This is a genomic window from Candidatus Melainabacteria bacterium (assembly GCA_003963305.1).
Classification (GTDB): Bacteria; Cyanobacteriota; Vampirovibrionia; order Obscuribacterales; family Obscuribacteraceae; genus PALSA-1081.
In genome coordinates this window covers 196,438-222,383 of the sequence record RXJR01000015.1, presented here as the reverse complement: position 1 = coordinate 222,383, position 25,946 = coordinate 196,438, and the positions used below count along the sequence as shown (strand labels likewise).

Annotated in this window: 20 protein-coding genes; 13 read left to right on the top strand and 7 right to left on the bottom strand. The window is 49.7% G+C overall.

The annotated features are described in order from the left end of the window. Positions 1 to 66: 66 nt before the first annotated feature. The 3 genes from EKK48_16045 (at position 67) to EKK48_16035 (ending at position 3,946) form a co-directional block, all read left to right on the top strand. Positions 67 to 405 carry a hypothetical protein gene (locus EKK48_16045; GenBank protein ID RTL40768.1) on the top strand — a complete coding sequence of 113 codons (339 nt, stop codon included), beginning with the start codon at positions 67 to 69 and terminating at the stop codon, positions 403 to 405. Next, the gene (locus tag EKK48_16040; GenBank protein RTL40767.1) at positions 377 to 3,205 is read left to right on the top strand and encodes a hypothetical protein; all 2,829 of its coding nucleotides are present in this window, start codon (positions 377 to 379) and stop codon (positions 3,203 to 3,205) included. The genes EKK48_16045 and EKK48_16040 overlap by 29 nt, the downstream gene beginning before the upstream one ends. A 66-nt stretch (positions 3,206 to 3,271) precedes the next feature. Then, complete coding sequence (locus EKK48_16035; protein ID RTL40766.1) at positions 3,272 to 3,946, top strand: hypothetical protein; 675 nt, start codon at positions 3,272 to 3,274, stop codon at positions 3,944 to 3,946. On the opposite strand, the gene EKK48_16030 is transcribed toward EKK48_16035, so the two are convergent. The 3 genes from EKK48_16030 to EKK48_16020 all read right to left on the bottom strand — a co-directional run bounded on the left by EKK48_16030 (position 3,943) and on the right by EKK48_16020 (position 6,867). Further along, complete coding sequence (locus EKK48_16030; protein ID RTL40765.1) at positions 3,943 to 5,295, bottom strand: hypothetical protein; 1,353 nt, start codon at positions 5,293 to 5,295, stop codon at positions 3,943 to 3,945. The two genes, EKK48_16035 and EKK48_16030, sit on opposite strands and share 4 nt — an antisense overlap. A gap of 101 nt (positions 5,296 to 5,396) precedes the next feature. Beyond that, positions 5,397 to 6,005 carry a hypothetical protein gene (locus EKK48_16025; protein RTL40764.1) on the bottom strand — a complete coding sequence of 203 codons (609 nt, stop codon included), beginning with the start codon at positions 6,003 to 6,005 and terminating at the stop codon, positions 5,397 to 5,399. Between the two features lie 94 nt (positions 6,006 to 6,099). Next, positions 6,100 to 6,867, bottom strand: a complete 768-nt coding sequence (locus EKK48_16020) for an RDD family protein (GenBank protein RTL40763.1) — start codon at positions 6,865 to 6,867, stop codon at positions 6,100 to 6,102. A 262-nt stretch (positions 6,868 to 7,129) separates the two neighbouring features. Between EKK48_16020 and EKK48_16015 the strand changes: the two genes are divergently transcribed. Beyond that, positions 7,130 to 7,735 (top strand): hypothetical protein, encoded by a 606-nt coding sequence (locus EKK48_16015; GenBank protein ID RTL40762.1) that lies wholly within the window; start codon positions 7,130 to 7,132, stop codon positions 7,733 to 7,735. A gap of 152 nt (positions 7,736 to 7,887) precedes the next feature. Then, positions 7,888 to 10,962 (top strand): hypothetical protein, encoded by a 3,075-nt coding sequence (locus EKK48_16010; GenBank protein RTL40761.1) that lies wholly within the window; start codon positions 7,888 to 7,890, stop codon positions 10,960 to 10,962. A gap of 17 nt (positions 10,963 to 10,979) precedes the next feature. Here EKK48_16010 and EKK48_16005 read toward each other — a convergent pair whose 3' ends face one another. Next, a complete protein-coding gene (locus tag EKK48_16005) occupies positions 10,980 to 12,077 on the bottom strand; it encodes an alpha/beta fold hydrolase (GenBank protein ID RTL40760.1) in 1,098 nt (365 codons plus the stop codon). A 394-nt stretch (positions 12,078 to 12,471) separates the two neighbouring features. On the opposite strand from EKK48_16005, the gene EKK48_16000 reads away from it, so the two are divergent. Then, on the top strand, positions 12,472 to 13,293 hold the full coding sequence (locus tag EKK48_16000) for a hypothetical protein (GenBank protein RTL40759.1): 822 nt from the start codon (positions 12,472 to 12,474) through the stop codon (positions 13,291 to 13,293). A gap of 210 nt (positions 13,294 to 13,503) precedes the next feature. Next, positions 13,504 to 15,054, top strand: a complete 1,551-nt coding sequence (locus EKK48_15995) for a hypothetical protein (GenBank protein ID RTL40758.1) — start codon at positions 13,504 to 13,506, stop codon at positions 15,052 to 15,054. A 45-nt stretch (positions 15,055 to 15,099) separates the two neighbouring features. Here EKK48_15995 and EKK48_15990 read toward each other — a convergent pair whose 3' ends face one another. Then, the gene (locus EKK48_15990) at positions 15,100 to 15,807 is read right to left on the bottom strand and encodes a nuclear transport factor 2 family protein (GenBank protein RTL40757.1); all 708 of its coding nucleotides are present in this window, start codon (positions 15,805 to 15,807) and stop codon (positions 15,100 to 15,102) included. Continuing rightward, entirely contained in the window at positions 15,804 to 16,319 is a 516-nt protein-coding gene (locus tag EKK48_15985) for a hypothetical protein (GenBank protein RTL40756.1), read from the bottom strand. The genes EKK48_15990 and EKK48_15985 overlap by 4 nt, the downstream gene beginning before the upstream one ends. A 194-nt stretch (positions 16,320 to 16,513) precedes the next feature. Between EKK48_15985 and EKK48_15980 the strand changes: the two genes are divergently transcribed. The 5 genes from EKK48_15980 to EKK48_15960 all read left to right on the top strand — a co-directional run bounded on the left by EKK48_15980 (position 16,514) and on the right by EKK48_15960 (position 22,374). Next, complete coding sequence (locus tag EKK48_15980; protein ID RTL40755.1) at positions 16,514 to 16,945, top strand: PDZ domain-containing protein; 432 nt, start codon at positions 16,514 to 16,516, stop codon at positions 16,943 to 16,945. A 72-nt stretch (positions 16,946 to 17,017) separates the two neighbouring features. Then, a complete protein-coding gene (locus EKK48_15975) occupies positions 17,018 to 18,121 on the top strand; it encodes a hypothetical protein (protein ID RTL40754.1) in 1,104 nt (367 codons plus the stop codon). Positions 18,122 to 18,215: 94 nt separating this feature from the next. Further along, positions 18,216 to 19,286 (top strand): hypothetical protein, encoded by a 1,071-nt coding sequence (locus EKK48_15970; GenBank protein RTL40753.1) that lies wholly within the window; start codon positions 18,216 to 18,218, stop codon positions 19,284 to 19,286. A 475-nt stretch (positions 19,287 to 19,761) separates the two neighbouring features. Then, on the top strand, positions 19,762 to 21,360 hold the full coding sequence (locus EKK48_15965; GenBank protein RTL40752.1) for a response regulator: 1,599 nt from the start codon (positions 19,762 to 19,764) through the stop codon (positions 21,358 to 21,360). A 48-nt stretch (positions 21,361 to 21,408) separates the two neighbouring features. After that, positions 21,409 to 22,374: a HAMP domain-containing histidine kinase gene (locus EKK48_15960; GenBank protein ID RTL40751.1), complete on the top strand. Its 966-nt coding sequence runs from the start codon at positions 21,409 to 21,411 to the stop codon at positions 22,372 to 22,374. A 53-nt stretch (positions 22,375 to 22,427) separates the two neighbouring features. Here EKK48_15960 and EKK48_15955 read toward each other — a convergent pair whose 3' ends face one another. Then, entirely contained in the window at positions 22,428 to 23,384 is a 957-nt protein-coding gene (locus EKK48_15955) for a carbohydrate kinase family protein (GenBank protein RTL40750.1), read from the bottom strand. A gap of 251 nt (positions 23,385 to 23,635) precedes the next feature. Between EKK48_15955 and EKK48_15950 the strand changes: the two genes are divergently transcribed. Further along, entirely contained in the window at positions 23,636 to 25,942 is a 2,307-nt protein-coding gene (locus EKK48_15950; GenBank protein ID RTL40749.1) for a hypothetical protein, read from the top strand. Positions 25,943 to 25,946 lie beyond the last annotated feature (4 nt).

Sequence of the window (25,946 nt, the reverse complement as noted above, 5' to 3'; positions counted from 1 at the left end):
AAGCCCAACCAGTCCTAAACCCGGAAACCCAGTCCACAGAGAATCCAAAAACGAAAGAATAAGTCGATGGAAGATATCACACCCCTAAACTTAGAAGACTCGCCAAAGCTCTTTGGGATGCGCTTTGATCAACTCATTGCTATCCTGATTAGCTTGATAGCGTCGACTCAGATTTATTCTTGGATGAACGAAACGCCATTCTTCGGCCATGATTTACGGCTCGACATCTGTATATTCATCGGTCTGTGCGGTCCCGTTTATTCACTGGTGACCCTGAACCATTCAACTGGTTACTGGGAAAATTTGCTTAACTTCTATATGACCTCTCAAGTCCTGATTCCAGGACCTGACCCTAATCCGGTAAGGTTCCTGCTCGATGAACAACTCCCCGATTTTAGTGAGTAATCACCCCATGGTTTCCTCAATCTCTGATAACTTACGTAAGCCCAGCAGCATACTTAACCTCCTTAAGAAACAGCCGCAAGAGCAATACTCTGCGGAAGGTCTCTCCAAACTGCCACCGCTCTCGGTGCCCAGACCGCACCCATCAGCTCCCGGACTGATTCCTTTGTGGGACTTGTTCCAGGACGATCAATCAGGGCTCGGTGTCGTAGTTTTGAAAGACGGCACATACCGTTGCTGTTTCGAGTTGGATGGTGTGCATGTAAGCGGATTCGATGAAGTGCGGCTGGTGTCTCTGATGAACCACTTCACCGGCTTCTTGAACGGCATTGATACATCGGTCCAGCTGACTATCGTCTGCCACAACATAAGTAAAAGAGAGTATTTCGAGCGTCATCCCGTCGAGGTTGTTGAAAATGATGAGTTTCTCAAGTACGTCGCAAAAGTTGTGGAAAACGATGCAGCGTTTCTTCTTTCCAAAAACTTCATCCCTGAACTCAAATTCTATGTCACCTTCTGTTATCGTCCTCCCAAAGAAAAGCCCGCGAAGCAGGGCTGGATCGACCGTGCTGTCGGCAACGTACTTGATGTATTCACAAACCAGGCCTCGCGACAGACAGTCGGTAGTCACCTCAAGAACGTCACGACGTTAATTCAACGTGCGCAAGGATATGTGTCGCAGCTCGGTAACTGCGGGATGACGGCGCGACCGATCGGTGCCGTTGAATACTTCCGCATGCTTTATGCAGAGCTTAATCCCAAGACCGGCGCGGATCCTGTCGAGACATTGCCTGTTCCGCAGAGACCGAAGCAACAACCAATTCCTCCTGGTCTGCGTCGCGTTTTTCCGGATATGGAGCCGGCTACGATTCGTCAGCAATTGACCGAGTCTCGATATGATTTCAGCAAGCCTGACTATATCGTGATCTCCGAGATGACCGAACTCGACGAGAACAAGGAAGAGAAAGCTAAGTTCATTCGTTCGCTCTACATGAACAGACTGCCTGAGCGCACTGGACCGCTTTGGTTACAGCCGCTTTTGCGCTTGAATTGCGAATGGCGCATGAATATTTTTGCGCACAAGCTAGACAAAGATCTGTTCCGTAAGAGGATGCAGCGCAAGCAGGCACAATCTCATGCCAACACTTATCAGGGCATCATGGGACCGCGCTCTGCGCCGAACCAGGAAGAAGCCGAAAAAGCGCAAGAAGCCGCAAACATAGGCTCTGAGCTGTATACATCCAACATGGAAGTATTCAATTACGCTGTCTATTTCACTCTCAACGGAGAGTCGCTCGAAGAATTGAATCGCGCTACTGAGTATGTCCGTTCTGCCGCACCACAATGCCGTGGTGCTCGCTTCATTGTTGGCTATCACGAGCAAAAGAATCTCTTTATTGGCAGCTTGCCTGGGCTGGGAATTGACACCACCCGCCGTGGCAAAGCGGTGAGAACACCGACAGTAAGAAATTCATTTCCCTTTGTTCATGCCAAATTGGGTTCGGAAAAGGGAGACTGGCTGGGCTTCTCGAAAGAGACTCTAGAACCGGTTTTCTTAAACGCTTATGATGAAAAATTACCGAACGCTCTCTGTATCGTATTCGGTCAACCAGGGGAAGGTAAATCCATGGTTGCCCAACAGTTGATTCAAATGAAGACTCTGGCTGGCGCCAAGACTGTGATTATCGACCGTTCCGGCAGCTATCGCATGCTCACTGAAGTCTATGACGATACTGCTTATATTCGTTTGGGTCCGGATGGTTCGGTTTGCATAAATCTCTATGACTTGCCTTTGACCACTTATGACGGCAAGGCGATTGACCCTGCTAATCCGCCCGAATCGCACATCATCAAAATTCTCAACTTCCACTCGGTTATGTTGGGAGAGCGCGGCGAGCAGTCAATGTCAAAAGACGAAAAGCCGATTTTGATGCAGGGCATTCAGGCAATTTATAAGAGTTGTGCGGCTCAGGGTCGTATTCCCTATGAATCGGATCTGGTGGCATGGCTCAAAAATGAGCAGATGACCAACTCTGGTAAACGCGCTGAGACCTGTGAAGATCTGGCTAACAGACTCAGTCTCTACTGCAAAGGCGCAATCTTCGGCAAGTTGTTCGACGGTCCGACATCAATTCCAATGGATGCTCAGTTGATGGTGTTCGATACTTCCGATCTGGCACACGACAAGACTCTCGAAGGTGTCGTGACGCTGTTCGTTTCGGACTTCGTTCTGAGAAGAGCCGCCCAGCATAAGGCTGAAAAGATGGCTCAAGGTAAACCGGCTCGTTTTGTATTCTGTATAGACGAGTTGTGGAGACTGCTTCGTTACGAAGGCGGTAAGACGCTGGTTGAAGACGCTTCACGTACATCACGCCACTTGGGGCTATTTTTCATAGGCATCTCGCAGGAGCTCGGCGACCTGTTGAAAGACGATCGCGCCCGCAACCTCGCGACCAACAGTTCGATGAAGATCATTCTCGGTAACGACCCGAGCAACTTCGATGCTATTCGCGATGCTTGCGGTTTGACGCCACAAGAAATGTCAGCGATTGGGCACTTGACTCGTAAAAACAGAGAGTATTCGGATGCATTCCTTATCTATCACAAGCTGTCGAGAGGTGTCGTAAAGCTGGTTGTGCCTCGCTTCATGTACTGGGTTGCCACAACTGAACCAAACACAGATCAACCTATGCGTTCGCGTATGATTGAATTGTGCAATGGAGACTCTCGTTGGGCCTGCCATTTGTTGGGGCAGGGAATAACACCGGAGACGTTCAGTCCGGATCTTCTAAAAGCAGGCTAAAGAGCTTGCCTTCGGTTAAGGAGCTAATCGCGAAATTGACCGAAAACATTCGTCAGGTACGGGGTAATGTTCGACTATCAAGCTGGGGAAAAATACAAACTTACATTGATCATGGTTGGATTTGCCGGGCTCATGGCAGGCATGCTCTTCACAATGTTGGTTATGCCGCAGCCTGATCCTCGTGCTATGAAGGCGCGTCAGAGACCAGCGTGGACTAAAGACCCTGATGCTGGTTATGGTCGAGCACCGCGCAGCGGCTATGTGCCACGCGATGGTGATGGCGCCACCGCTGCTGGTGTGCCGCCGCAACCAGGGCAGCCGCCGGCGGGACAGCAGTATGAACTCGCAGATCCGAACATGGCTCTCAATCTCGTTTCCACCTGGTTACCGGTGGTTTGGGACCTCAGTGCAACCACTGCGCAAGATAGTCAGGAAAAGGCAATTGCTTACATGACCCCCGAATGCGCCACTGCCTATCGTCAAAGCATCTGGACTGCCGATACCGCAAAGCAAGTGGTTGAGTCTGGTTTGCAGAGTTCGTTCAACGCGAAGAAGGTTTCTGCCGGTCAGAATCAGGCTGATGGCTCTGTAGTAATTTATGTCGAAGGTGAGCAGATCTTGCAGGTGGCTGGCAAACCAGCGCGAGCCCGACCTGTGAAGATGGAGTATCTGGTGAAGAAATTGCCCGAGGGCTACCGAATCGCGGGCATTACCGAGACCCCCGGTGTGGGAGGAACCTAGGCCTGGCTCAATCCTGTTACCTGGGCGATGTAGGCGGTGAGATTGGGATCGTCTTGTGCCACCAATGCTAGTGTGTCTTGCCCGTAGCGATCTTTATAGAGCTCGGGATGAGTGGCAAAAAAGTCGGCAGTGAAAGCATTGCTCAAGTGATCGCCGTCACCTGTCAAATTTCCGATTGTGTCGTTCAAATCTCCCTCATGGTAGACCGACGGTCCGGCTGCTCTCATGCCGTTGTCTGCCAGCGTAACAGCCTTGGAATCGCTCCAACTGCCGGCTCCACCGGACGTAAGTTGACCATACATCTCGTAGAGTTCGTGTACTTCGGATTGATCTGCCATACCGCTGTCGGCATAGAACATTCCATCCATACCGGAGTTCTGACCTTGAGCTTCGCCTGATCTATAGCCACTCTGAACACTCAGTCTTATGCGATTGGCAAGAAGTGTTTTCTTCATTTCCTCAGGCATTGCGTTGGCGATATCTCTAGCGTGTTGCAGTTCATTTGAGGTTACACCGGAATCACCCGCTGTAATTAGAGAAGACAGGTCTGTTCCTTTATTTGGTGATGGATTGGGATTAGTAACTGGCGGTGTCTCGGGAGGCGGGTTCGTTGGTAAGGTTGGTGTTGTGGGGGGCTCGATCGGAATTTGAACTGGTGGCGGCACCGGCACGTCTATGGGGGGAACAGTTACAGGCGGTATGTCTATTGGAGGCACCGACGGCTCTGGAGAATCCGGCGGTTCAGGTGGTCCATAGGATGGCGGAAAGTTTGGAATCTCGGGGTGACAGGGTCTGTGGCGATGATTGACAATATCAGTTAGCCAGTTGTCGAATTCATATCGATCGATTCTGCCGTCATCATCAATGTCAGCGGCATCCATTATCTTTGGTGTAATAAGGTCTTTAGTAATTTGGTAAAGCGACTTGCCTTCATTGGCTTCTCTAACACCCTCTCCATAGGCTGATATCGCTTCTTGTCTGTCGTATCCGAGCATAGGCGCTACATTTAGCCATTCGTTGAGATCAACTTTATTGTTGCCGTTCGTGTTTGAAGCTACAACAAGATCGAATGCACCTTTTGTAATTTCGCGACGAGAAAGAGACTCTTCCCCGTATCTGCTGTGATGAGTGTTGAGTTTGTCGAACTCGGGGCTTGAAGGTAGTTCTGGCTCTGGATAGATACATCTTGTATCAAAGACCAGATACTTTTTGTCGGAGCTAAAATTCAAGCTCTGATCGACGGTGCGGAACAATTGGACATTGTTGTTACTAGTAAAGTCGGCTGCCAGGGCGGTTTTTTGCTCATGACTGATACCGCCGTCCGATTTTTCGAACGACTCTTTAAACATAGTATGCTCCGTAGAAACTGAAAGCCAGCTTAATCTAAAGGCAAGTTGTGTCCGACTTGTGTTCAACAAGATGGACACTCAGAGCACTGATTCGAATGAAGTCAATTCGGCTGTTGGCAGGTAATGAACACTGGACAGCTAGTGCCCCCGTGCACTTGCAGAACGCCGGGTGTTCCATTTATTGCGACGTTCTTGATTGTCACTTGCTGGCACGGATTTGCGTCCAGTACGACACCCAGTACCTGGGTACCGACGGCTACCGGTGGGTTGAATTGAGCCGGTGAAACTGTGAAATCGGCGCCCTGCAAGTTGGAAAAAGATACCGAGTAGGTGGGATAGGGAGCGTTTTGCGTAATCAAATAAACATTCACTGTTCCGTTTTTGCCATTACGAAGAGAAAATGACATGTTCGAGAACGGTATCAGGGTGACGTTCTCTGTGAAATAGTTTACGCCTGCACCACCGCCTGTGGGCGTGCCCTGACAGCCATAGGTATGGTTTGTGTTTTTTAAGAGATACCCCGCCTTGCCTGGTCCCGACATGTATGTTGCCGAGCCGGATCCGCAGGCATAAGACGTGATCACTCCAAAATTATTTCCTTGCACCGGGTGTGGTGACGCACTGGGCTTTAATTCGTTAGCTGGCACCGCAGATGGTGACATTGCCGTTGCGGTTAGTGCAGTCAGAATAAAAAGTTGGAACTTTTTCACAGTGAAGCCTCCAAGCGGAAATACCAGGGTCTAGCCTGAGTAATGCAAGATTAGACGGTTGCGCCGTATAAATCAATCCTGCGTCAATTTCGACTCAAGTGATGCGTTTGCGCTTGTGAACCAGGCGACCAGTTATCTTGTCGAAAACAGATTGCTTCTTCTCCGTGAAAACGATGGCGCTGTGCATGCCGAAGTAGAGCAGGTTGGCAACAAAAACTCCTGCAAAGAGCAGACCTGTTGGCTCCGACGCGCTGTGAAATGAATAGGAAGAGCACAGGAAAATGATAGATCCAAAAAGAATTGCTGCAGTTACTGCTTGTAAGGTCTGTTTAAAGAGTGCTCGCGTTAAGGTTAGTTTGCGGCCTCTTATATCAGTCACCATTAACCCCAGAAATTTCTTGCCGAACGTTGCTTGCCAGTTCGAGCTTTCAAGCAGAGGGTAATACATAAAGCTGATAAGCATCGGTAACGCCGTGTGTAAAGCAATTGTCCAGAGGTCGCGTTCGAGCGGGAAGAGGAAATTTATTGAACAAATCAATACAGTTTCGGATACTGTCAGGAGCGCTGCATCTATGACTCCAGAAAAGACGCGCTCAACAAATGATGCATAGTGAAGCTCATGAGTGACATGCTCCCGTTCAAAAGTCATTGATAGAGCAGCTGTTTGAGCCGCAAGCAAAGCCTTGTCCGATTTTGAGAATTTCGTGTCGTTTTCAATAATTGAGCGCTTAAGTGAATCTGTTTCTTCCGTCTGTCGAGCTGTGTTTGCCATAGTCAACAATGACGTAGAAAAATGACCAATGCATTTGGAACACTTTTTCTCGTTTTGCTGAATAAAGCATCCACAGTGTTGGCAATTCATTTATTCATTCCTGAGTGGGTCGTTACTTCATGAAACATCAATCCTGAGGTAATTAGGAGCTTCGAAGTACAGTTAATCCAATGTTTCAGCCCTGGCAGTAGGTCAGGAAGAGCCAGAAAATATTGAAGCTGTGGAGTACCGCCACAGAGGTTTGCGGCATAAACACGATTGATACATCTTTGTTCTAACAATAGGAATACAGGCGGACGGGATTAGTTGTTGCCCCACTTATTTACGGTGCCTGTAGCCGGAGCATCCGATTATGACTCATATGGAGAGCCCTCGCCGTCCAGGCAGCGACGATGAAGCAAAGTACGACATGGAGCGCCCGCGTCTCGCGGGCACCGATGATAAGCTGAATGAAGCAAGGTACGACCTGGCGCGCCCGCGTCTCGCGGGCACCGAAAAAACTACTTGCAAGAAAACACTGATAGAACAACACATCCCCGAGTGGGAAACCCTGGGACCAGCGCACGGAGCACCGCAGCCAGGGCGTAACCCGCCGGGTAGACCAGGTGAGCCAGCGCTTTCCGGGAGCAATGTAAAAGCCAATTGCAAAAGAACACTTCTCGAAGCTGACTTCTCAAATTTGAGAAAGAGGAAGTACGTCGCCAAAACCATGCTCGATCGCCGAGCTATTGCAGATATGGTGGAGAAGCACGAAAGAGCGAAGCTCGAAAGAGAAGCTAACTGCGCTGATGCGGAGATTGATAAGGAATTAGAAGATAAAATCTCGGCGGAATTTTTGGACAATTTCCCTGCCGAGCAGTCTGTTTCCTCTGAGCAAGGAGCCGGGAGGCGAATCTCGATAGCCTGGCTGATTCTTGCAACCCTAATCCTGCTTGCCTTCTGGGCTCTTCCTGCCTGAACCTCGTTCAGGCTCGAATTCGCGCTAGCCGTAAGCTTCCCACAGCATTAAGTTGAGACCGAAAGTTTGGGGGCATTCCACCATAGACGACCCATATTAATTTCTGCACAATACCGGGAAAGTGCAATAGTTTCTTCTGGAGCAACATTCCAATGAGTTGGAGACCACAGTTAGACGAGCGTGGCGTTTGCGTTCGATACAAAGACACTGAAACCAATGAAGTCATAAGTTCCAAGGAATATGACCGACGCATGCAGATGCAGTCGAGCATGGGCGGAACGTCGATGGCACCCGGCTTCAGTGCTGGTCAGTCAGCCGGTGGATACGCGATGCCTGTGGGTGGCAGCTACGGTGGCTATCAGCCAACGCCGAGCCCCTACCCTCAAGGTCAGATGGGCATGGCCCCGACTGGTGCTCCAGTACCCGGTGCAGCCGGTCAGATGGGCGGATATCCCGCACCTATGGCACCTCAAGCTTTACCTCAGCAGCCTGGCTCGAACCCGTTGGTTCAACCAGGCGCTCGCAGTGTTGCTGGCGGCGGAGCCGACTTGCTCTCAGCCACAGCCTCGCCTGCAGGCAACCCGATGGGCAACCCGATGGCAGCCAACCCGATGGCAGCCAACCCGATGGCAAGCAATCCGCTCGCTGCGCCTGGCGCCTCGCCGTTGAATAACCAGACAGTGGGAATCAGTCCAACAGCAGGACAAGCCATTCAGGGCAAGAACCTGCGTATGGAAGGCAATCCAAACCACGTCAATCAAATGTCGCTTGGTCGTCCGAGTCACGGATTTTTGGATGCCACTTCGATTGCAATTTTGCTGCCAACTCTAGTTTTGCTCGCGTTGATCATCGCTGCTGCGCACAAGAAGAGACTCTTCCCATGGCAGACAATTCGCACATTCAATCCGCCATCCGGCTTGATGAATCCACGCGACTACGAGCGTTCATATCTATGTCCTCCTAACTTGCGTCGACATGGACGTCTCGGCAAGCGCAATCCTAATGCCACCTGGTCCGAGCAAGACGGTACCGTTTTGCCGTTCGGATTCCTTGCGCGCACCCACCTTCCCGTCACGATTCCGATGGGCAGACTTCCAAACAAGAACATGTTCATCGTAGCTCCGTCTGGTTCAGGTAAAACAACCTTGATGAGAGCCGTGATTAAAGCCTTGCTCGCCAAGCCGTGCGTTGTCATCGCCCTGGAAGCAAAAGCCAACGACCCCAATCTCGACGAAAAGCGCGAAGGTTTCAAATACACAATTTTGCCGGAAGCTGAACACGCCGGTTTCGACACACTCTATTTCAACCCGCTCGACTCTGGCTCGATTCACTGGAATCCACTCGATCTCAGCGCTGTTGAATTTGCATCTTCAATCGTTCAAGACGTCAACTCACTTCCACCGGAAGAGCAACACTGGGCAGAGCGCGACCACGGTTATATCTTTGGTCTGACTCAATTGCTCAAGTGGGGTGCTATCTCGGTATCAGGTGAAGACGAGAACGGACAAGCTTCGGAAGTGACGCCGCTGCCATGCAACCCGCGCGGTCTGATGCGTCTCGTCAACAACCGCCGCAACATCGTTGAGTCGTTGCGTCGCCTGAAGAACAATCCCGAAATCGATCCTGGCGAGTTGAGCGAGTTGACGCAGATGTTGTCCTCAATCATCCGCACAGACTCAGATTGGGACAAGAACATTCAGGGTGTTCGCGGTCGTTTGAGAATGTTCAAGAACCCAGGCGTTCTGCGCGTTACTGAACAATCCAACGTAGACATTCGCGCTTCGATGCACCACCCGACAGTGCTCATCTTCGGTGCTCCTGCATCGATGGGTCCAGACGCAGAGTCACTTGCTGCCTGCTTCGTCTATCAGCTCCAACAAGCATTGCACACCAGATACGGTACGAAATCTGTACTTCCATTGTTTGCATTCTTCGACGAATATCAAACATTGAATATCGACCTGGCAGGCAGATTGTCAGCTATCGTTCGTGGTGCCAACGGCGGATTGACCGTTATCCTGCAGAACATCTCGCAGATAAGCGGTGGTGGCGGAAGCAGCAAAGATGCGGCCGGCAGTGGCGCAGGTGGTTCGGAAATCAAAACGATTTTCTCCAACAGTGCGGTTCGTGTTTGCTTGCACAACGCAGACGAAACCACGGCGGCATTCTTCTCGCAAGAAATTGGAAAACACGCGGTAGTCGTTCCCGGTATTTCAGACCACTACATGGCGACCGGCTTCGGTATCTTCCCGACCAGTTGGAACAGAATTCACTCACAACAAGTTGTAGCTCGAGTCGACACAGACTCAATCAAGCGTATGGAAAAACATCACGCGCTCGTCTATCTGGCTCCTGCCGGTGACCCTGAGTTCGGTGAAGTTAAGCCACTCATGGTCGACCTGCGCGGAATTGAAGAGATCGCCAGACTGCACTTGTTGCACAACGTATCGAGCAGAAAACCTACTCCGGGTGCGGAAATCGGCAATGAGCCGATGCCTGATATGACACCACCAGAATTGGGTGAGATGCCAGACCTGGCTGCAGCTGCGTCACAAGCGGCAAACGGAATTGCCCAGGCGTTGCCACCATTCCCTTCCACGGTACCGGCAGCACCGCCGGCCATGCCATCCTTCGTTCAGCCGGGACCAGCTCCTGGTGCGACTCCAGCATCAGCGGTAGCTACAACCGTGAACGGCGTGCGCATTTGCCCGAGTTGCAGCAAAGCAGCAGGTAAGGGTAAGTTCTGCATCGAATGCGGGCAGTTCATTGGACCCGCTCAGTCAGCGGCTCCGCAGCCTCAACCACAAGCTGAGTTGGCTACGTCTGCCGTTGTGATGAACCATGCGCAACAGACTATCGCCGCTCCTCAACACGCTCCCCAGCCAGTTGGAGCGGGGGTCGGAGCAGCAGTCGGGCAGCCGCAGTTACCTCCAATGCCGGCACTAGCGGCACCACCGGCAACAGCCGAGATTCCGCAACGTCCGTCATCACCTGCGAGGAAGCAATCTCCATTTCACACTCCAGCGCAGATAGCCGAGGCTGCTCAACAAGCACTTTCAGGGAACGCTTATCAAGCTCCCGGTGAACAACCGAACAGTGTCTTGCAAGGCGGACGTCGTCAGCCGATGACGAGCTTCAATCTCGACCCATCGCGCCTGGGCTACACGCAACAGCAACCACAGCAGGCGAAAAGAGGCGGCGGTAAGACCGCAAACGTAGAATTCTAAATCTTCTACTTCTCGTCTTATTTGGAGAGCGTTCCGCCGAGCTGTTTGATCTCGCTCTGGAATCCGGCAATTTTTGCTTGCTGATCTTTGCCGTGTGCTATCAGCCAATTGGCTAGGCCTGAAATTGTCTGGGCACGCATAAACGCTGTTTCCAGCTGCAGATGTCCATAATTTCCGCGCCATTCAAGTGTCTGGTCAATGGATGGCATGGCATTCATCAAGTCTGTTACGTGCTTGGGCGAAACGCAGCCGTCTGCACTGCCTTGCAGAATTAGCACACCCAGATCGGGGCTTGTATTCTTGCCGTAATCCGCAGTCTTGTCGACAAATTTGTCTGTTGACAGCAGTTCTTTGATTCTCAGCTTTTTTCGAATCAACGGATCGTCCATCATTTCCTTTTGAACCTCTGGACGACTGGAGCAGAGATCAGCGAAAAATGGCTTCAGATCGATTTCATGGTCGGGGTTGAGCAATGCTTTAACGCCCTGCTTAATCTGACCTTTTCCGTAGTACATGTCCTTATTGACTTTCACAGCCGGAGCAGAAATTGCAATCGAGTTAATCAGCTCAGGGTGCTCTGCTGCAAGACGAACGCAAAATGTACAGCCGAGACTTTCACCCAGCGCGATTAGCTTCACGTCTGGATATTTTTGTTTCATTAGAGTGGCCAGCTGCACAATTGCCTGATAGCTTTTCTCGTGATCGACTCGGGTTTTGTCATCATCTTTGGTGCTGAATTTGTGCTCGTCATCAAATTTGCAGCGACCAAACCCGCGCATGTCGAGCGACACGAAACCAGCGCCGTGAATGGCCAGCGAACGGGCGATCACTCTGAAGCGGCGTCCGTGCAGGGTGAGCCCGTGTACTCCCAGAATTATCGCTTTTAAGGGTTGGGTCGTATCTGCAGGCAGCCACTCGTAAGTTGGCATGTTCAATGCTTTTGTATAGTCTCCGTCTTGAGTAAAGACATAGAGCTTGGCGAGGTCGGGGCTCACATCGTCAGTATATGGAGGCATTGGCATCGTGCTTTCGGCGGCGAACGCGTTTGTGGACGTCAAACAAGTTGCTAAGGCCAGAAGTGCTATTGCCGCTTTAGCCAATTTCGGAGTTTTCATCGGTATTTCCTTTGCACTTACGCTTCCGCTCTAAGTGCCGCTGCCATGCAGATGATGCTGGCTGGGTGCCCAGTAGCTTTCGTGCAAGTATAGGACGTTATTGTTGAGTCTTGATTACGCCAGGCAAATGTTTCATTGTGCTGTTTATGCGGGTATCAAGGTCTTCGTGCGCAGTGCTCTCTTGAGATCCTGTCCGTTTGGCATTACCTGTGGTGCGAAATTACAGCAGCTCGCTATTTTATCGGTCGCCATTTCAGATTTTCGCTAATTCGAATAATTAGTTGGTTAGTTCGTCATTAGTTGGCATACAATTTAATTGTGGGGTAGTAAATCGGCAAGGCTCACTTGTCAATGTTGACCCTCTACGTAAAGATCTTCAGGGACCCTTTGCTTTATGGACAAACTGGCTAAGCCTAAGCCCAAAAAGAAAAGTTTGGTGCTCATGCAGCGTGACATTTGGGCTCTTGTCCAGCTCTATCTTCACCGCACCGTGGCTTCCAGTCAGCTTGCCAAACTTTGCTTTCCCGATATCAGCTATGAAACCGCGAGAAAGCGCTTGCGCCGTCTTCAACAAGCCGGATTTACCGGGTCGACTTCTAGCGGACGCATGGAAGGTCGTGGCAGACCTGAGCTGATTTACTTTCTGACTACAGCCGGTGCCAAGGCGCTGGAGCAAAACCGGGGTATCTCCTGGGAATCAATTCCCACTGGTCCACCGCACACATATCACAAAGAGCATTTTTTGCGTCTTGTTGACGTGCGTCTGGCCATGGAAGACGCCGAGGGGAAGAATCTTCTGCTTGATTTAGAGTTTACGACCGGGCGAGAGTTCTGGAAGGAACTGTCTGGTGATCTCACTAATCTTGAAGAGCAGGCGGATGCCACCATAGCTTTTAGATATCCAGGGTTGGATCCAATCAAAGTTTTGCTGGAGATCGATACTGGTAACTTTAGGCAGACGCGGCATTGGGAGCCAAAAATCAAAGCCTTTTTGAAAACCGGATATCCAATATGGGTGGTAACTGGCAGTGCTCCTCGTATCGCCACATTACGCAAGTGGACTCAACCTTTGCTGGAAGAGGCGGGCGTTGGTCCTGGGAAGTGCGTTTTTACAGTTTACGAAGAGCTGGTCGATCGGGGCATTTTCGGATCGACCTGGCAGCGCACCGATGGCAGTATCACAGATCTTCGACCGAAGCTCTCGGATAAACTCTGAGCTCGAGTACCCGTATTAGATCTTTGATGTATATGCGCGGCGTATAGAATTCCTCGAAAACGTCATCTATGACTAAATTTAGCTTGAACATTCCGCATTCTTGCCCTACGATCTAGTAGCGTGGAGATGCGGTTGCATCACCGGCAGTGGTGCCAAACTAAAAACTAGAAAGAACGGCAGCCAATCGATACTTTTGAAAACCATCCGGACATGTCTGATGTCGAACCCGATTCTGCGTTCAGGCATCAATTTCTGAGTCTGTTTTCAGCTCGCGGCGACAGCATGATTCGAAACGCTGAGTCAGGCTCCTGGCGCCGCATGAGTCAATTTCATCTGCTTACTGACGATGAAATAATGGCGGCTCTCAGTGATGGCTCCTCAGTTATAAGGGCGGTTTCATTCGATCGAACAACGAGGTATGCGGCAATTGAATTGCCTGATCACTCGCCTTATCTCGAAATCAGCGCTTTTCGAAATTTGATCGAATTGCTTGGCGGTTTGGGGCTGAAACCTAGAGTCTATATGGCTTCCGGCTCTCGAGATGTTCAGCTTTTTCTGTTCTTTTCGCAGCCGTATAAGTGTGCCATCGTCCAGGAAGCACTGGCAAAAGTTTTGTCCTGGAACGGCTTTTCGTTGCGCGCAGATAAGCTGGTTGTATATCCATCTGATGTTGCGCTTCCGCTTCCTTTGCAACGTGGTTTTGTGTGGCTGAATGAAGACCTTCAGCCCATCGTCAGCCGCAACGAGATTGCGCTTGATTCAGCACTCGCTCTCTTTTGTTCGGAAGCCTCACGTTACGCAACTGAGTTTGAAGCTGTCATCGATGGCGCCAACATGCTTCCAAGCGCCGATCTAACAGCGGCCGAATTCTGGGGATTGAATCCCAATAAAGTTGAAGCGGAAGCTGCCGAGTTGACTAAGGAAGTTCAGAGCGAAGTACCTATCTCTCATTATGGCGAAACTGGCTCGTTTGTTGAAGTTCCACTCGACGAAAATACTTTCCGACCGACCAATGTTATTGAATTGCCTTTTCCTTCCACTGCAGAACCGTCTGTAAATTTGTTCACTAGAGAAACGACTTATCAGGCTCGAGACAATAAGCAGGCTTATGAAAGTCTCGAATATTATGCGCCTGAGAACCAGGACGATCTTTCCGCCCAAGATGCGCCTGGGAATTTGAAATACGTTTTGTCCGAGGATGACGCACCGGTTGAGAATCTCGACGACGTTTTGTCCGAGGAGCAGGACGAAGTATCCGTTGATAACCTGGAAGACATTTTGTCCGAGGATATGTTGGACGTCTTGCCTGAGAATCTGGCTGACGTCTTGTCCGAGAGCGAGGTCGCTTTGCCCGATTACTTAAGCGAAGACTTGCACGATGAGTCTCCTTTCAATTTCGCGGTGATCGACAAAGGCGAGTCTGAAAAGCCTGAACCTTTGAAAAACTTCCCGCTCTGGCTTGTTGAAGAGGAGCTTGGTGTCGAGGTTTTCCCGGTTCCAGCCGATCAGGAAGCCCTTGAGGATATGCTCATCGATGAATCTGCCGAAGAAGAGCTGGATCAGGTAGCAACTCAGGGACAGACAGATTCTGATCTCTGGCCGCGGCAGAATTCTCAGCTTCTTTTGCTCAGTAACGAGCCTGCGCCTGACGTGCAGCTTGATTTGTTCTCTCGAAAAAATTTGAACAGAGGCGAACAGCCGTCGGCTCGTCCACGCCGGAAAAGAAACCGCGTCGATGAAACGAATAAGCCCGAAGACTAGTGCCGAGTAATGCCGCGTCGTGTCTTTGTTCGTCTGTGAGTAAGACTACTTGATGCGTTTCCAGACAGCACTCTGGTGCACTTTCATCCAGTGCCCATCTTCTTTCTCAAACACGTCGCTCATCGACCCTTCCAACTTTCGGGGATGCGCTCCGCCAACTTCTTCGATGGCGCGATAGGTCACTACCGCAGTCTTTCCGGTCACTTTTACGTAGGGCTGATCGATAGTGTAAGAGATGATGTGTTCAGAGGCCTTCTGTGAGCGCTTGTCGAACTTCTCTTTCAGTGCCGCAATTACTGCGTCTTTACCGTTCACCATCTGGTTTTTATGCTCGTCGAATACACTGCAGTGATCGTCGAGATGCTTGATGTATCCGGCTATGTCGCCGCTAGCATAGGCTTTGCCCATTATTAGCAGAACGTCGAGCACGTCTTGAGCTTCGCTTTTGGATGATTCGGTCTCCTGCGTGGCATATGGTTTAACGACTTTTATGACAGGTTCAGATTCAGCCAGGTCGGCTTTTCCCGGTTCAGTCTTTGTCGATTTATTTCTGGCCGATTCAGCTCTGGTGGATTCAGACTTAGCCGATTTGGAAGTTTCGGTTGTTGTTGGTTCTGTTGAAGCCGATTCAGCATTTGCCGACAGTGCCGCCGGAAGTGAGATGCAACAACCCGCGAGCGCTGCACCAATTACTATCCGCTGTGATCCGAGGCACAGCCAGTTGACTGGATTGCTACTTTGTGACGTCTTCATTGCGCACTCCCCATAGCTCTTTCAACATCTCGAATGGCGTTACGTGTCTGAGTCAGGTATGAATCAAGCAAAGCTTGCTTCTGTCTGAGTTCGTCGATTTGACGCGTCACGTCGTCATAAGACTTGCGTATGTCGCGCTCCTGTGTCAACAATGCGTCTCTGGTCGTCTGCAGTCGCAGGAACAGGTCTCCGTTGGACGAGCTAACACCGGGTTGAACACTGACAATCGCTAGCGCCAGCACTAACGGCGCAACAAGTTTCCTGGCGGTTAACCGGTTCTGCCGTTTCATGAACTGTCGCGGGCAAAAGCAATAGTGCTTTGCAAGCGCTTTCGGCTCCTCTTGGTTGTTTTCTAAATTCATACCGTACGCACCGAGCTTGGCTGATGACTTAAGCGAGGTGATTATCGCACAGAATTCAGGCGCCTCCATCACACATGGTTGTTGCCAGTCGCTCCAGAAGCTTTGCTGGGGCGATTGGTGACGACGTGTACGTTGTGTAAAGATACGCATTAACCTGCTGTATGATTGTCACATTGATGGCGACCACCAGGTGAGTCTGGCTCAATTTGTTGAAAGTCTGGTATCAAAGTTTCATTGCAATAGTTTGTTTATTTGCGATTGGCAATGCTTGCGCGTCGGCTATCGCGTCTGAACCGGCTGCGCAACCGGCAACGCAGACAGAGCCTCCGCCGGCTGGTGTAGGAATGGTCGTCATTTTGGAGAAAGGTCGGTTCTGGGTGGAAGTCGTGTTGCCGGACATGCCCGCTGCCAGAGCGAATGTGCAAGCCGGTGACGCTATTCTGGCAGTAGACGGCGTGGCGGCAGAAAACTATAAAACCGTAGACGAGATGGTCGCCAAAATTCGTGGTAAAAGCGGTTCTCACGTTAAATTGAAGCTGCAAACAGGGGACAAGGTTCGGGAAATCACCCTCGTTCGCGGCGCGATACCGTCTATGAATTCATTAAAGTCTCAGGTCCCGGGCGATTTCGGCCGAGAAGTTTCAGTCTACTTCTATCAATTCGAGGATTTGGTTCCCGATGTTGAGCCCGGACGCTACACATTCATGAATCAGGATTATAGTGTCGGAGCATTTTTGAGAAGCCAGCTCAATGGAGCGAAATTGCATTCGCATTAATTGGTTATTTCATCCGTACTCCACAATGCGGATCTATACTGAGGAACACAGACGCTCAACGGTCGTCAGTTTATGGATAATCGCTTGTTGTGCTCGATGATTATGCCGCGAAAGATGCGTTCTATTTGGCTCAGTTTGGCGGTCTCGTGCTCGCCGGTTGTGGCCACCCTTGCCGCGACGAGTTATCCCGAACTTCAACAGGGAATCGCCAGTTATAACGCCGCTGATCACAGTAGAGCTGTTTCCTACTTGCATGCTCATCTTTCGAAGAATCAAAATGATGCGGTTGCACATTATTATCTAGCCAATTCGCTGCTCAAGCTTGGACAGACCGAAAAGGCGATAGCCGAATACCGGAAGGCTTACGACCTGTCTAAAGACCAGACAATGAAGCAATATTGCCTACAGGCCATGGAGCATGTTTCACCAATTGGGGTTGGTCAAAATCGAGATGCTGCGAAGGCTGGAGCAACGATCCAAAATCCTGATAGTTCAAGGCAGAACACCGACGTTTCAAGGCAAAGTAGTGATGTCGCTCAATCACTGGAGCGAATCAAGCGGCAGAGTGAACTCGCGAAAGACAATAAGATTCGCAATGGTGATGCCGATGCGAAAGATAAGTTGACACGCGGCGTTCACGATGTGCAGCAGCTTCAAATGGAACGCGATCTGAAGATTCGCAATCTTCTTCAGCCAGACGCAATTAGTATTACAGGAAATCCCATTTACTTAGATCACACTGCAGAAATTGAACAAATAAAACGTGATTACGAGAATCGTATTAAAGAAGCGCAGTTGTTAGCAAAGCAGGAGGCGAATTACAAGAAGGAAGAAGTTGCAAAAGATGCCAACAAGATGATCTCAGATGTAGATAACCTGCGAAGTCAATTGATGGATACTCGTCATCTTCGCGGAACGCCGGCATTGCAGGCAGTTGGAACTAATTATTATAACCGCCAGTATGGTGACCCCCGCAGCGCAGCAGTCAAGAAGCCGGAACCGTTTGTTGATGAATTGATGGCCACTCCTGAGAAGATGTTGCTTGAACCTCATACCACAGGCGGTGGCAATAGATACCGCATTGTCAGAGAGCCTTCTGCTGCAGAGCAGGATAAGCTAAAGAATCACTCTCCCGGAACCGATCTCAAAGTCAAAGGCACGCTGATCAGAAAGTAGTAATTCTGATTTCGAATAGGTCGCTTGCAAGTTGAAATGCCAGGATGATTTTAAATTGCTGAATCTATCATTTACGCAAGCCAGATCAGCCAGGATGATCCTTAGTATTGCGATGATGACTTTCTGCGCTTCGTCTGAAATCTTACCTGCTTGCGCTGGACAATCTTCCACAAGTCGTGTGGAAGTGATTGAAGTGCAGCCTGCAACAACTTACTACACTACTCGCGTTCAAAAGGTTCCGAATACTGGAAAATATTCCCGATATAAACCGCCTGTGGTGCACACGCAGGTGCAACATGTCTTGCCTCAAAAAGCGCCGACAGTTCTAACTGGACGAGTTGGTGAAGATGACAATCTAGACGACGGTGTCAACCGAGGCACCGGCGATGTTGCCAACGATCTCTTGAAACAGGCTCCAGTTCTTGGTCGCGTCAAGCAAGTGCATCTGGCTTCGGATGTTTTTCGGCGGTGGATAAACGTCAACTATCCTGATCTGCCTGTGGCTGCTATCAAACCATCAGACGTCGTTGTTATCAAAGGGCGATATGATCATGCCGAGCATGTTCTAGATGCCTGCAAAATTCCGTACGTTACAGGCGATAACTCGAATTTGGCAAACCGCTTGAATCGGGCGCGTTTACTTATAATCAATTGTCCAGGGGAACTCTCGGACAGCAGTGTTGAAGTCGTGCGAAAATTTGTCGAGGCTGGTGGTTGTTTGCTCACAACAGATTGGTCTTTGAGTGGTTGTCTGCAAAAGATTTGTCCAGGCTATGTTTATTGGGATGGTGCCTACTCAACAAGTGAAATCATTGATGGCGTCGTGGTCATTCCTGATTCGCCACTTGTTAAAGGAGCCAGCCCAACGGGCCCATGGAAACTCGATGACAAAAGTCAGTTAGTCAAGCCCGGTGCACGCAGAAGTCTGCAGGTGCTGGCGCGCAGTCGCGCCTTGAGCAATCAAGACACGGTCGGTCTAGGAGTACTTGCTCTAACTTTCGATTTTGGAAAAGGGCATGTTCTGCATACTATAGGTCACGTCGACAATAATACAGATCTTTCGTCGCAGTCGATTCTTCCCGATCCAGCGCCTCAAAGCACCATCAGTCTGCGTCAGGTAATTTCGCTGAACTTCATAATGAGCGCGCTTTCTCACCCTCAATAGTGTTACGTGCGGTTGCCAACTCAGCCGAATATAATGCATCGGCATTGTCGATTATATACAACAGATGCGGGGCGGTATCACGAAGAGTTTTTTCTGCTTCTTCGTTGGCTGTCTGTGAAGACGCTCAATAATAGAGGGTTTTGTTGGTTTTAAGCGAATCGGATGTATGCGATTCGAGTCTTTGTCGGCAGAATAAATCAAGTCGACAGACGAGATGGAGTTTAGATAAACTGTTGAGTTGACTGTATTTCGCTGGTGCAATTAATACCTCAACAGCGTGATTACTAATATTGGTAACGTGACTTATAGTAGATATACATCAATCGCGTTTTAAGCATCGGGCTTAATTTCCTGCTTATTTAAATGGTCCATTTGTCCGACAAAGATGGACTCAGCTGATTTTTGTCTCACTCTCAGTGTAGGCTGCGTCGCAGTTTTCCTGTGTTAACGTGCCTGCCTGGTTGGGTGCAAAGGAATGGAATCTCCCATGACTGAACTGATAAAGATATTGATCGTAGAAGATCACCAAATTGTTCGTATCGGGCTGCGTGTACTGCTCCAGAGTTTGGAAAAGTTTTTGGTGGTTGGAGAGGCATCCGATGGTCGTGTGGCTGTGGATAAAGTGATTGAGCTGAAGCCGGATATTGTTTTGATGGACATCGCTCTGCCCACCATGGATGGAATCGAAGCAAGCTATCAAATCAAGAGTAGATGCCCTCAGACTCGGGTGATAATGCTCACGTCTCATGACACAGACAAAGACATCCTCGCTGCTCTGGGCAGTGGCGCTGATGGATTTTGCTTGAAGGATGTCCCAATCGAGCAGCTGTCTGAGGCGATTGTAACCGTGCACAACAATGGAATGTGGCTGGATTCGAGAATTGCCGAGCGGCTGCAACAAACCCGTATGGGATCTTATGATCAACAGCCTGAGTCAAAGAGTCTGGATGCCGATATGCTTGATCTGTTGTGTTACGTAGAGCAGGGGCTCAGCAATGAAGAAATTGCCTCGGAAATGGGTGCCACAACTGAACAATTGCGGGTCATGATGCGTGATGCGGTGGAGGCGCTCTTCTTGACGGGTGACAAAAATGAGCGTAGCAAACAGCTTCGGAAGCAGTTTGCTGCCAAGATCGCCGATGTATCAGTAGATACTCATCAGTCATCCATACTTACTATTGGAGAGATTTTTGCTGATAAATATCTGATCCTTTCCCATGTTGGTCGCGGAGGCATGGGGCGAGTATATAAAGCCAAGCATATTCATACAGAGAAGATTGTCGCCATCAAAGTCTTACTCCCCCAGTTCGCCGCAGATCGTCGTGTCGTTCGGTTGTTTCAAGACGAAGCACGTGCTGCCGCAGCGTTAGTGCATCCGAATACAGTTCAAGTTTTTGATTTTGGCATCACCCAAAAGGGGCAATCCTTTATAGTGATGGATTACATCGAGGGAACGACCCTGGAAACTCTTTTGCGGCAAAAGGGTCGGCTGACACTGCCGGAATTTCATAATATCTTCGACCAGGTTTGTAATGCTCTTGTTGCCGCGCACTCTAAAGATGTAATCCATTGCGATATTAAGCCCGGCAACATAGTTTTGCTAGGCACTAACGATGGGCAAATGACCACCAAGCTAATTGATTTTGGTTTGGCTAAAATCTTGCCACCGCCGCAAGCTTCTATTCAGATGCAGCTGACGGATAGCTTCGACTTGTGTGGAAGTCCTGCCTATATGAGTCCTGAACAGTGCAGAGGCGGACGCCTGGATCTGCGAAGCGATTTGTACTCTCTTGGTTGTGTCATGTATGAGGCACTTACTGGGCATCAAGCCGCGTCTGGTCTCAGTGCAATGGAATGCATCTCGAAGCACTTGCAGGAGATGCCAGCGTCTTTTGCCAGTGTCGCTCCGGAGTTGCACCTGCCCGACAGCATTGAGGAGATAGTTTTTAAGCTGCTCGACAAGAACCCTGACGCCAGGTTTCAAACGCCGATGCAGCTCAAATTAGCTCTATCCAAAGCGTATTTCGATCAATTTGCTGATCTTGATTGTGATGAAATTTCGATTGTTCTCTAGCTAATCCGGTGGTCTCTCGTACTTCGAAATTCTTATGTGGTGAAGTGTATGCAGCGGACTAACGAAAACCATATCGAGCACGACCTTGAAAGGGCGATTGAAGTAATAATTCCGTCTGAATTAGTAATTAGTGACGGGTGCCGGGATGCTCTAAACATAATCAATCCCTCCGACTTGCTCGTTTCAAGTGATTCCGGCGCCTCTGACCTCAAGCAAATTGATTCTATCGATCGTGACTACCGAAAGAAATTACATCTTAAAACGAGAATCAGAGAATTAGAGCTTAAGTGTGCGCAGCTTCAAAAGGAAAATCAAGAACTACGAGAGCAGGCTATAAGAAATGAAGAATTTCTGGCTGCTGTTGCGCATGATTTGAAGAGCTCTCTTACAGGCGGACTTCGAATATTCGAAGTGCTCAAGAAAGGTATCTCCGACGCCACTTACCGCCAGCTTCTAGATAGTTTGACTGATTCGCATCAATCGATGTTGCGCACTCTTTGGAATATTCTGGAAGCTTATCGAGCAAAAGAGTCGTCACTGCTTCTAAGGCTGGAAGCGGTTGATGTGCCGGAACTGATCAGAGAATGCAGTAAGCAGTTGGCGAGTTCGATTGCGATCAACCACATAGGATTGGATTTACAACTTCAGACCGAAATGCCGCCCGTGCTGACAGACAAGCAAATATTGGCGCGCATCATCACGAATCTTCTCGATAACGCTATCAAATTTAGCCCGGAAGGCTCGATTGTTTCGGTGTCAGCTGAGCTGGAAGTCGAGCATCTCATAATTAAGGTCAAAGATAACGGTAATGGTATTTGTGCACTGGATCAAAAACAGATTTTCGAAAAATTCTGGCAAAGTAAGAGAGGACCTTATTCGACCATGGGCACAGGGCTCGGGCTTCACTTATGTAAGACTCTGGTTGAAAAACTGGAAGGAAGAGTTGACTGTGTTAGTTCACTAGGTCGTGGAACAGAATTTATCGTTCGACTTCCTTTGATGGTTTCCTTGTAGTTTGCTTTTGAATTACGTTTCCCGTGCCAGGGTGCCAGGAACGCTGGCTTGTGCTACAAGGCTGGTTCAGATTTGATTCTGCGTTTCAGGGCGCTTATAGCAAATTGTGGACCAATCTGTTCAACGTTTCGAGAGGCAATGTCGCACGCTACTTCGGCTGCTTCTTGGAGCGGCATGTCGTGCAAAATATGAGCAAGGGTGGCACCACAAAAAGTATCACCGGCACCGGTCGGATCTAACTCGTTGACTTTAGTGGCAGGTACATGGAATTTGTTTGCGCCATCATATACAGTGGCGCCGTGCTCACCATCAGTAATGAATACTTTTGGAGCACCTGTTAAGGACTCTAATTCGCCTTCTTTCAATAATCCGTTTGCTTCGTTTGCATTCATGAAAAAATAGTCGGCAGCCTTAAATAGCTGATGAACTTCTTGCGTTTGTTGATACACCAGCTTTGCATACGTGCCAACCGAGATTGCTTTTGCTTTTGCCTGACGACATTTTTCGAGAAAACTTCTTTGCGCCTGCGCGGAACTGAGGGCGGCGATGTGAACGATATTCGTGTCTTGCAGCCCTGGCAGTTGGTCTGGTGTCAGTAGTGCTTCAGCGCCCCAGCTGGCGTTGAGAAGCGTTGCTTTGCCTCCACCGTGATGCACTATCTCCAGGCAAGGCAATTCGACCGGCGGACAACTGGGACCCTGCCAATCGAGCAGCCGATCCAGGAATGCCAATGCTTCCGGCATAGGGTTCGGCTTTGGGGCGTAGAGTGTGACATCAACCGACATACGTGCGGCCAGTGCGGTGTAGAGCCCTGCTCCTCCGACTGTTTGGTATGTCGTTCTGTAGCCGTCCTTTTCGATGTGAATTGTGTCGAGTGAGGCGCAGCCGATGATCAGGATGTTTGCCATGCCGACATCATATATCAATTGGACCCGTCGATAATGTAAATGCGGGCCGCTTGCGGAACTGTGCAAATCGATGCAAAACGTCTCTAATTCGCCTTTTTCCATGCGAACTGGCCTGTCGAGAAGATAGTATCTTTTTTGAAATCAGTGCTTAAGCTGATTCGGCATCCCAAAAATTTGTTGCTCTAAACTCCTTACCCCCGAAGTCCTTACATTCGATAATTTCTGAGCTCCAAGGTACCTGGTTGGCACTTTCGGGCTATTTGACTGATTCGTATAAAAGGAATACGGGTATACTATTTATTAAGCACTATTAATGTGTCCGGTCGATGCCATCGAGGCAGTAGAGGTGAGATATGCGCCGACGTAGAAGAGGGTCAACTCTCGGTTTGGTAGCCATTTGCGTTCTGGTAATCATCGTCATTGGTATCGCGGTTTTCTTTCTTTCTAAAATCATGGGCGGCGGTCGCGAGGTAGCCAACGCGACAGACGCCGGCACTCTCAACGCAGCCAAGCAAATGTTGAAAATTTCTGTGCCGCCGGAGACTAGCCCATATGACTTTTCTGGTCTCGTATATCCTCCGAATGCCACTGGCATAACACTGCTCACGTATAATCGAGCGGTCGCGACAGCGCTTCTGATCTCGATTAATGCCCAAAAAGTTGGTGGCAGTGCTCCGGGCAAAGCCGCTCAGGTTATCGCTGAAGTTAATAAGATGGGCGACGCTTTGACTGCTCAGATTCTTAGCGGGTCGACTTTTTCAGACTTGAAGAATGATACGAGAATGTGGGGCAATCATGGTGTCAACGGCGCAGTTAGTGATGTTGCTTACATGAAGTCTCAAGACCCTGGCGCGACAAACGTTTACTTCAATACTGATTCGCTGGATGGGTTTGCGCTTCCTACGTCGCCCACTCAATTCAGTCCGCTCAATCAGGTGCCGGGAGGAGTTCAGAATCCTGGCAAATACATGGCTGGATACAAGCCTATTAACCCTCCTGTCGGAGGTCAGTTATACGGCACACCGATAATGCCTCAGCAGGCACCGCATCTAGTGTCGCTGGCTGATTTTAATGCCAACAAGGCCAAGTTTGGATCTGCTCCGCCAAATGCACTTAAAGCTGATGCTAGTTCCTTTGAGCAAAAGTCGGCAGTCTTTGGTGGTGCGCTTGCTTGTGCGATAGCGGGAGCTATTAACCAGGGTGGTACAAACGGTCCTCTGGGAAATGGTTTCGAGTTCCCGGCAGCAATTCCCAATGGTTATATTGAGTTTCTCAACTGGCGTGCAAATCCGACGCCTCCTGGTTACGATCCCAATGCTCTCAACGGTGACAACATCTTCAACGAGGAGATCGGCGGTGGACCCGGTGGCATTTATAGTACCTGGATCGCCGGGGACACAAGCAACGTAAATACAATTCAGAATGTTGCATTCATGTCTAATGCTACTACTGGTTTTGGCAGCGCAAATTTGCTGGCAGCCTGGTGTAAGTGGGCTAACGATGGTGGCACCGGCACTCCTCCGCAGGGAACAATCTTCGTCGGTGCCAAAGGTGCGGATTTGAAGCCGGGATATAACGCTGGAAATCTTCCTCCGGCGGCAGCTCAAAATACGCTGAAGGCAATTTATGCGATGTATCAGAGCAATCCAAATGTAATCAACGACTGTGGATTGCAAGTTGCAACCGGACCAAATTATGGTTTGACTGGTCCCTGTGTATCCGGTTTCGGAGCCATGCAGTCAACTTTTCAGCGAACGGTTCCTCAAACTGGTACGGCTAATTCCAGTCAAAACTTTTCACAAGTTGATTGGGCAAAGGCGACGGTGATTGTGGCATTCCAGGGAAAGGGTGGTCCTAATGGATTTGTCACACATAACCCTGCAACTGGGTCGGTCACGTCGCAGACGATCAATCATAACCAGGGTGATTTGAATGGACAGAGTATCAATAACGGTGTGACGATCAATATGTATGCCACGGATGATTCCGGTTTGGGCGTATATAAAGATTACGGTGCGCGTGGACAGCGGATCACAAATCCACCGAACAACATGCCTGTTCCAAACCAAGGCTACACTTTGCCCCTGGAGGATGTCGGCACGATCTGGCAGATGATGCAACAGACGATGGGTCAAAAATGTCTTAATGACATTAAGCACGACATTCTGGTTCGTTGCCAACAGATCCAGCCAAGAACAACTCCTGCGGAAGTTGATGCCCTGTTGAATAAGCCATTTCCGATGGCTGCGTTTAATACATCACCCACCACAAAGGCGTCAGATCAGACGGCGAATAAGTTGTACATCTATTTGCCGAACAATGATCTGAGCAAGCCTCTCCAAATCGATGCTGGACCACCTCCGGGCGCCAGTGCAACCATTGTCGATCCAGACGGTACAGCACCCAACTTCAGCGACAGCTGCATGACGGTGCAATACGATCTGCAGAGCACATTGGTCGATACGATCGATCAAGGCGCGAGCCAGGGCGATGAGTATGTTCACATCGCACCTTATGTAGATATGGACCCTCCAACTGGAATGACCGCGACCGATCGCGCTCTCTGGTGGCCGGGTTCGGGAGCCCTCAGAACGCTGGGTCGGTTGACTTTCAGAGAAACTGGTCTGGCGAGTGGTACAACCTTCTCTCATATCAATTAGCGAA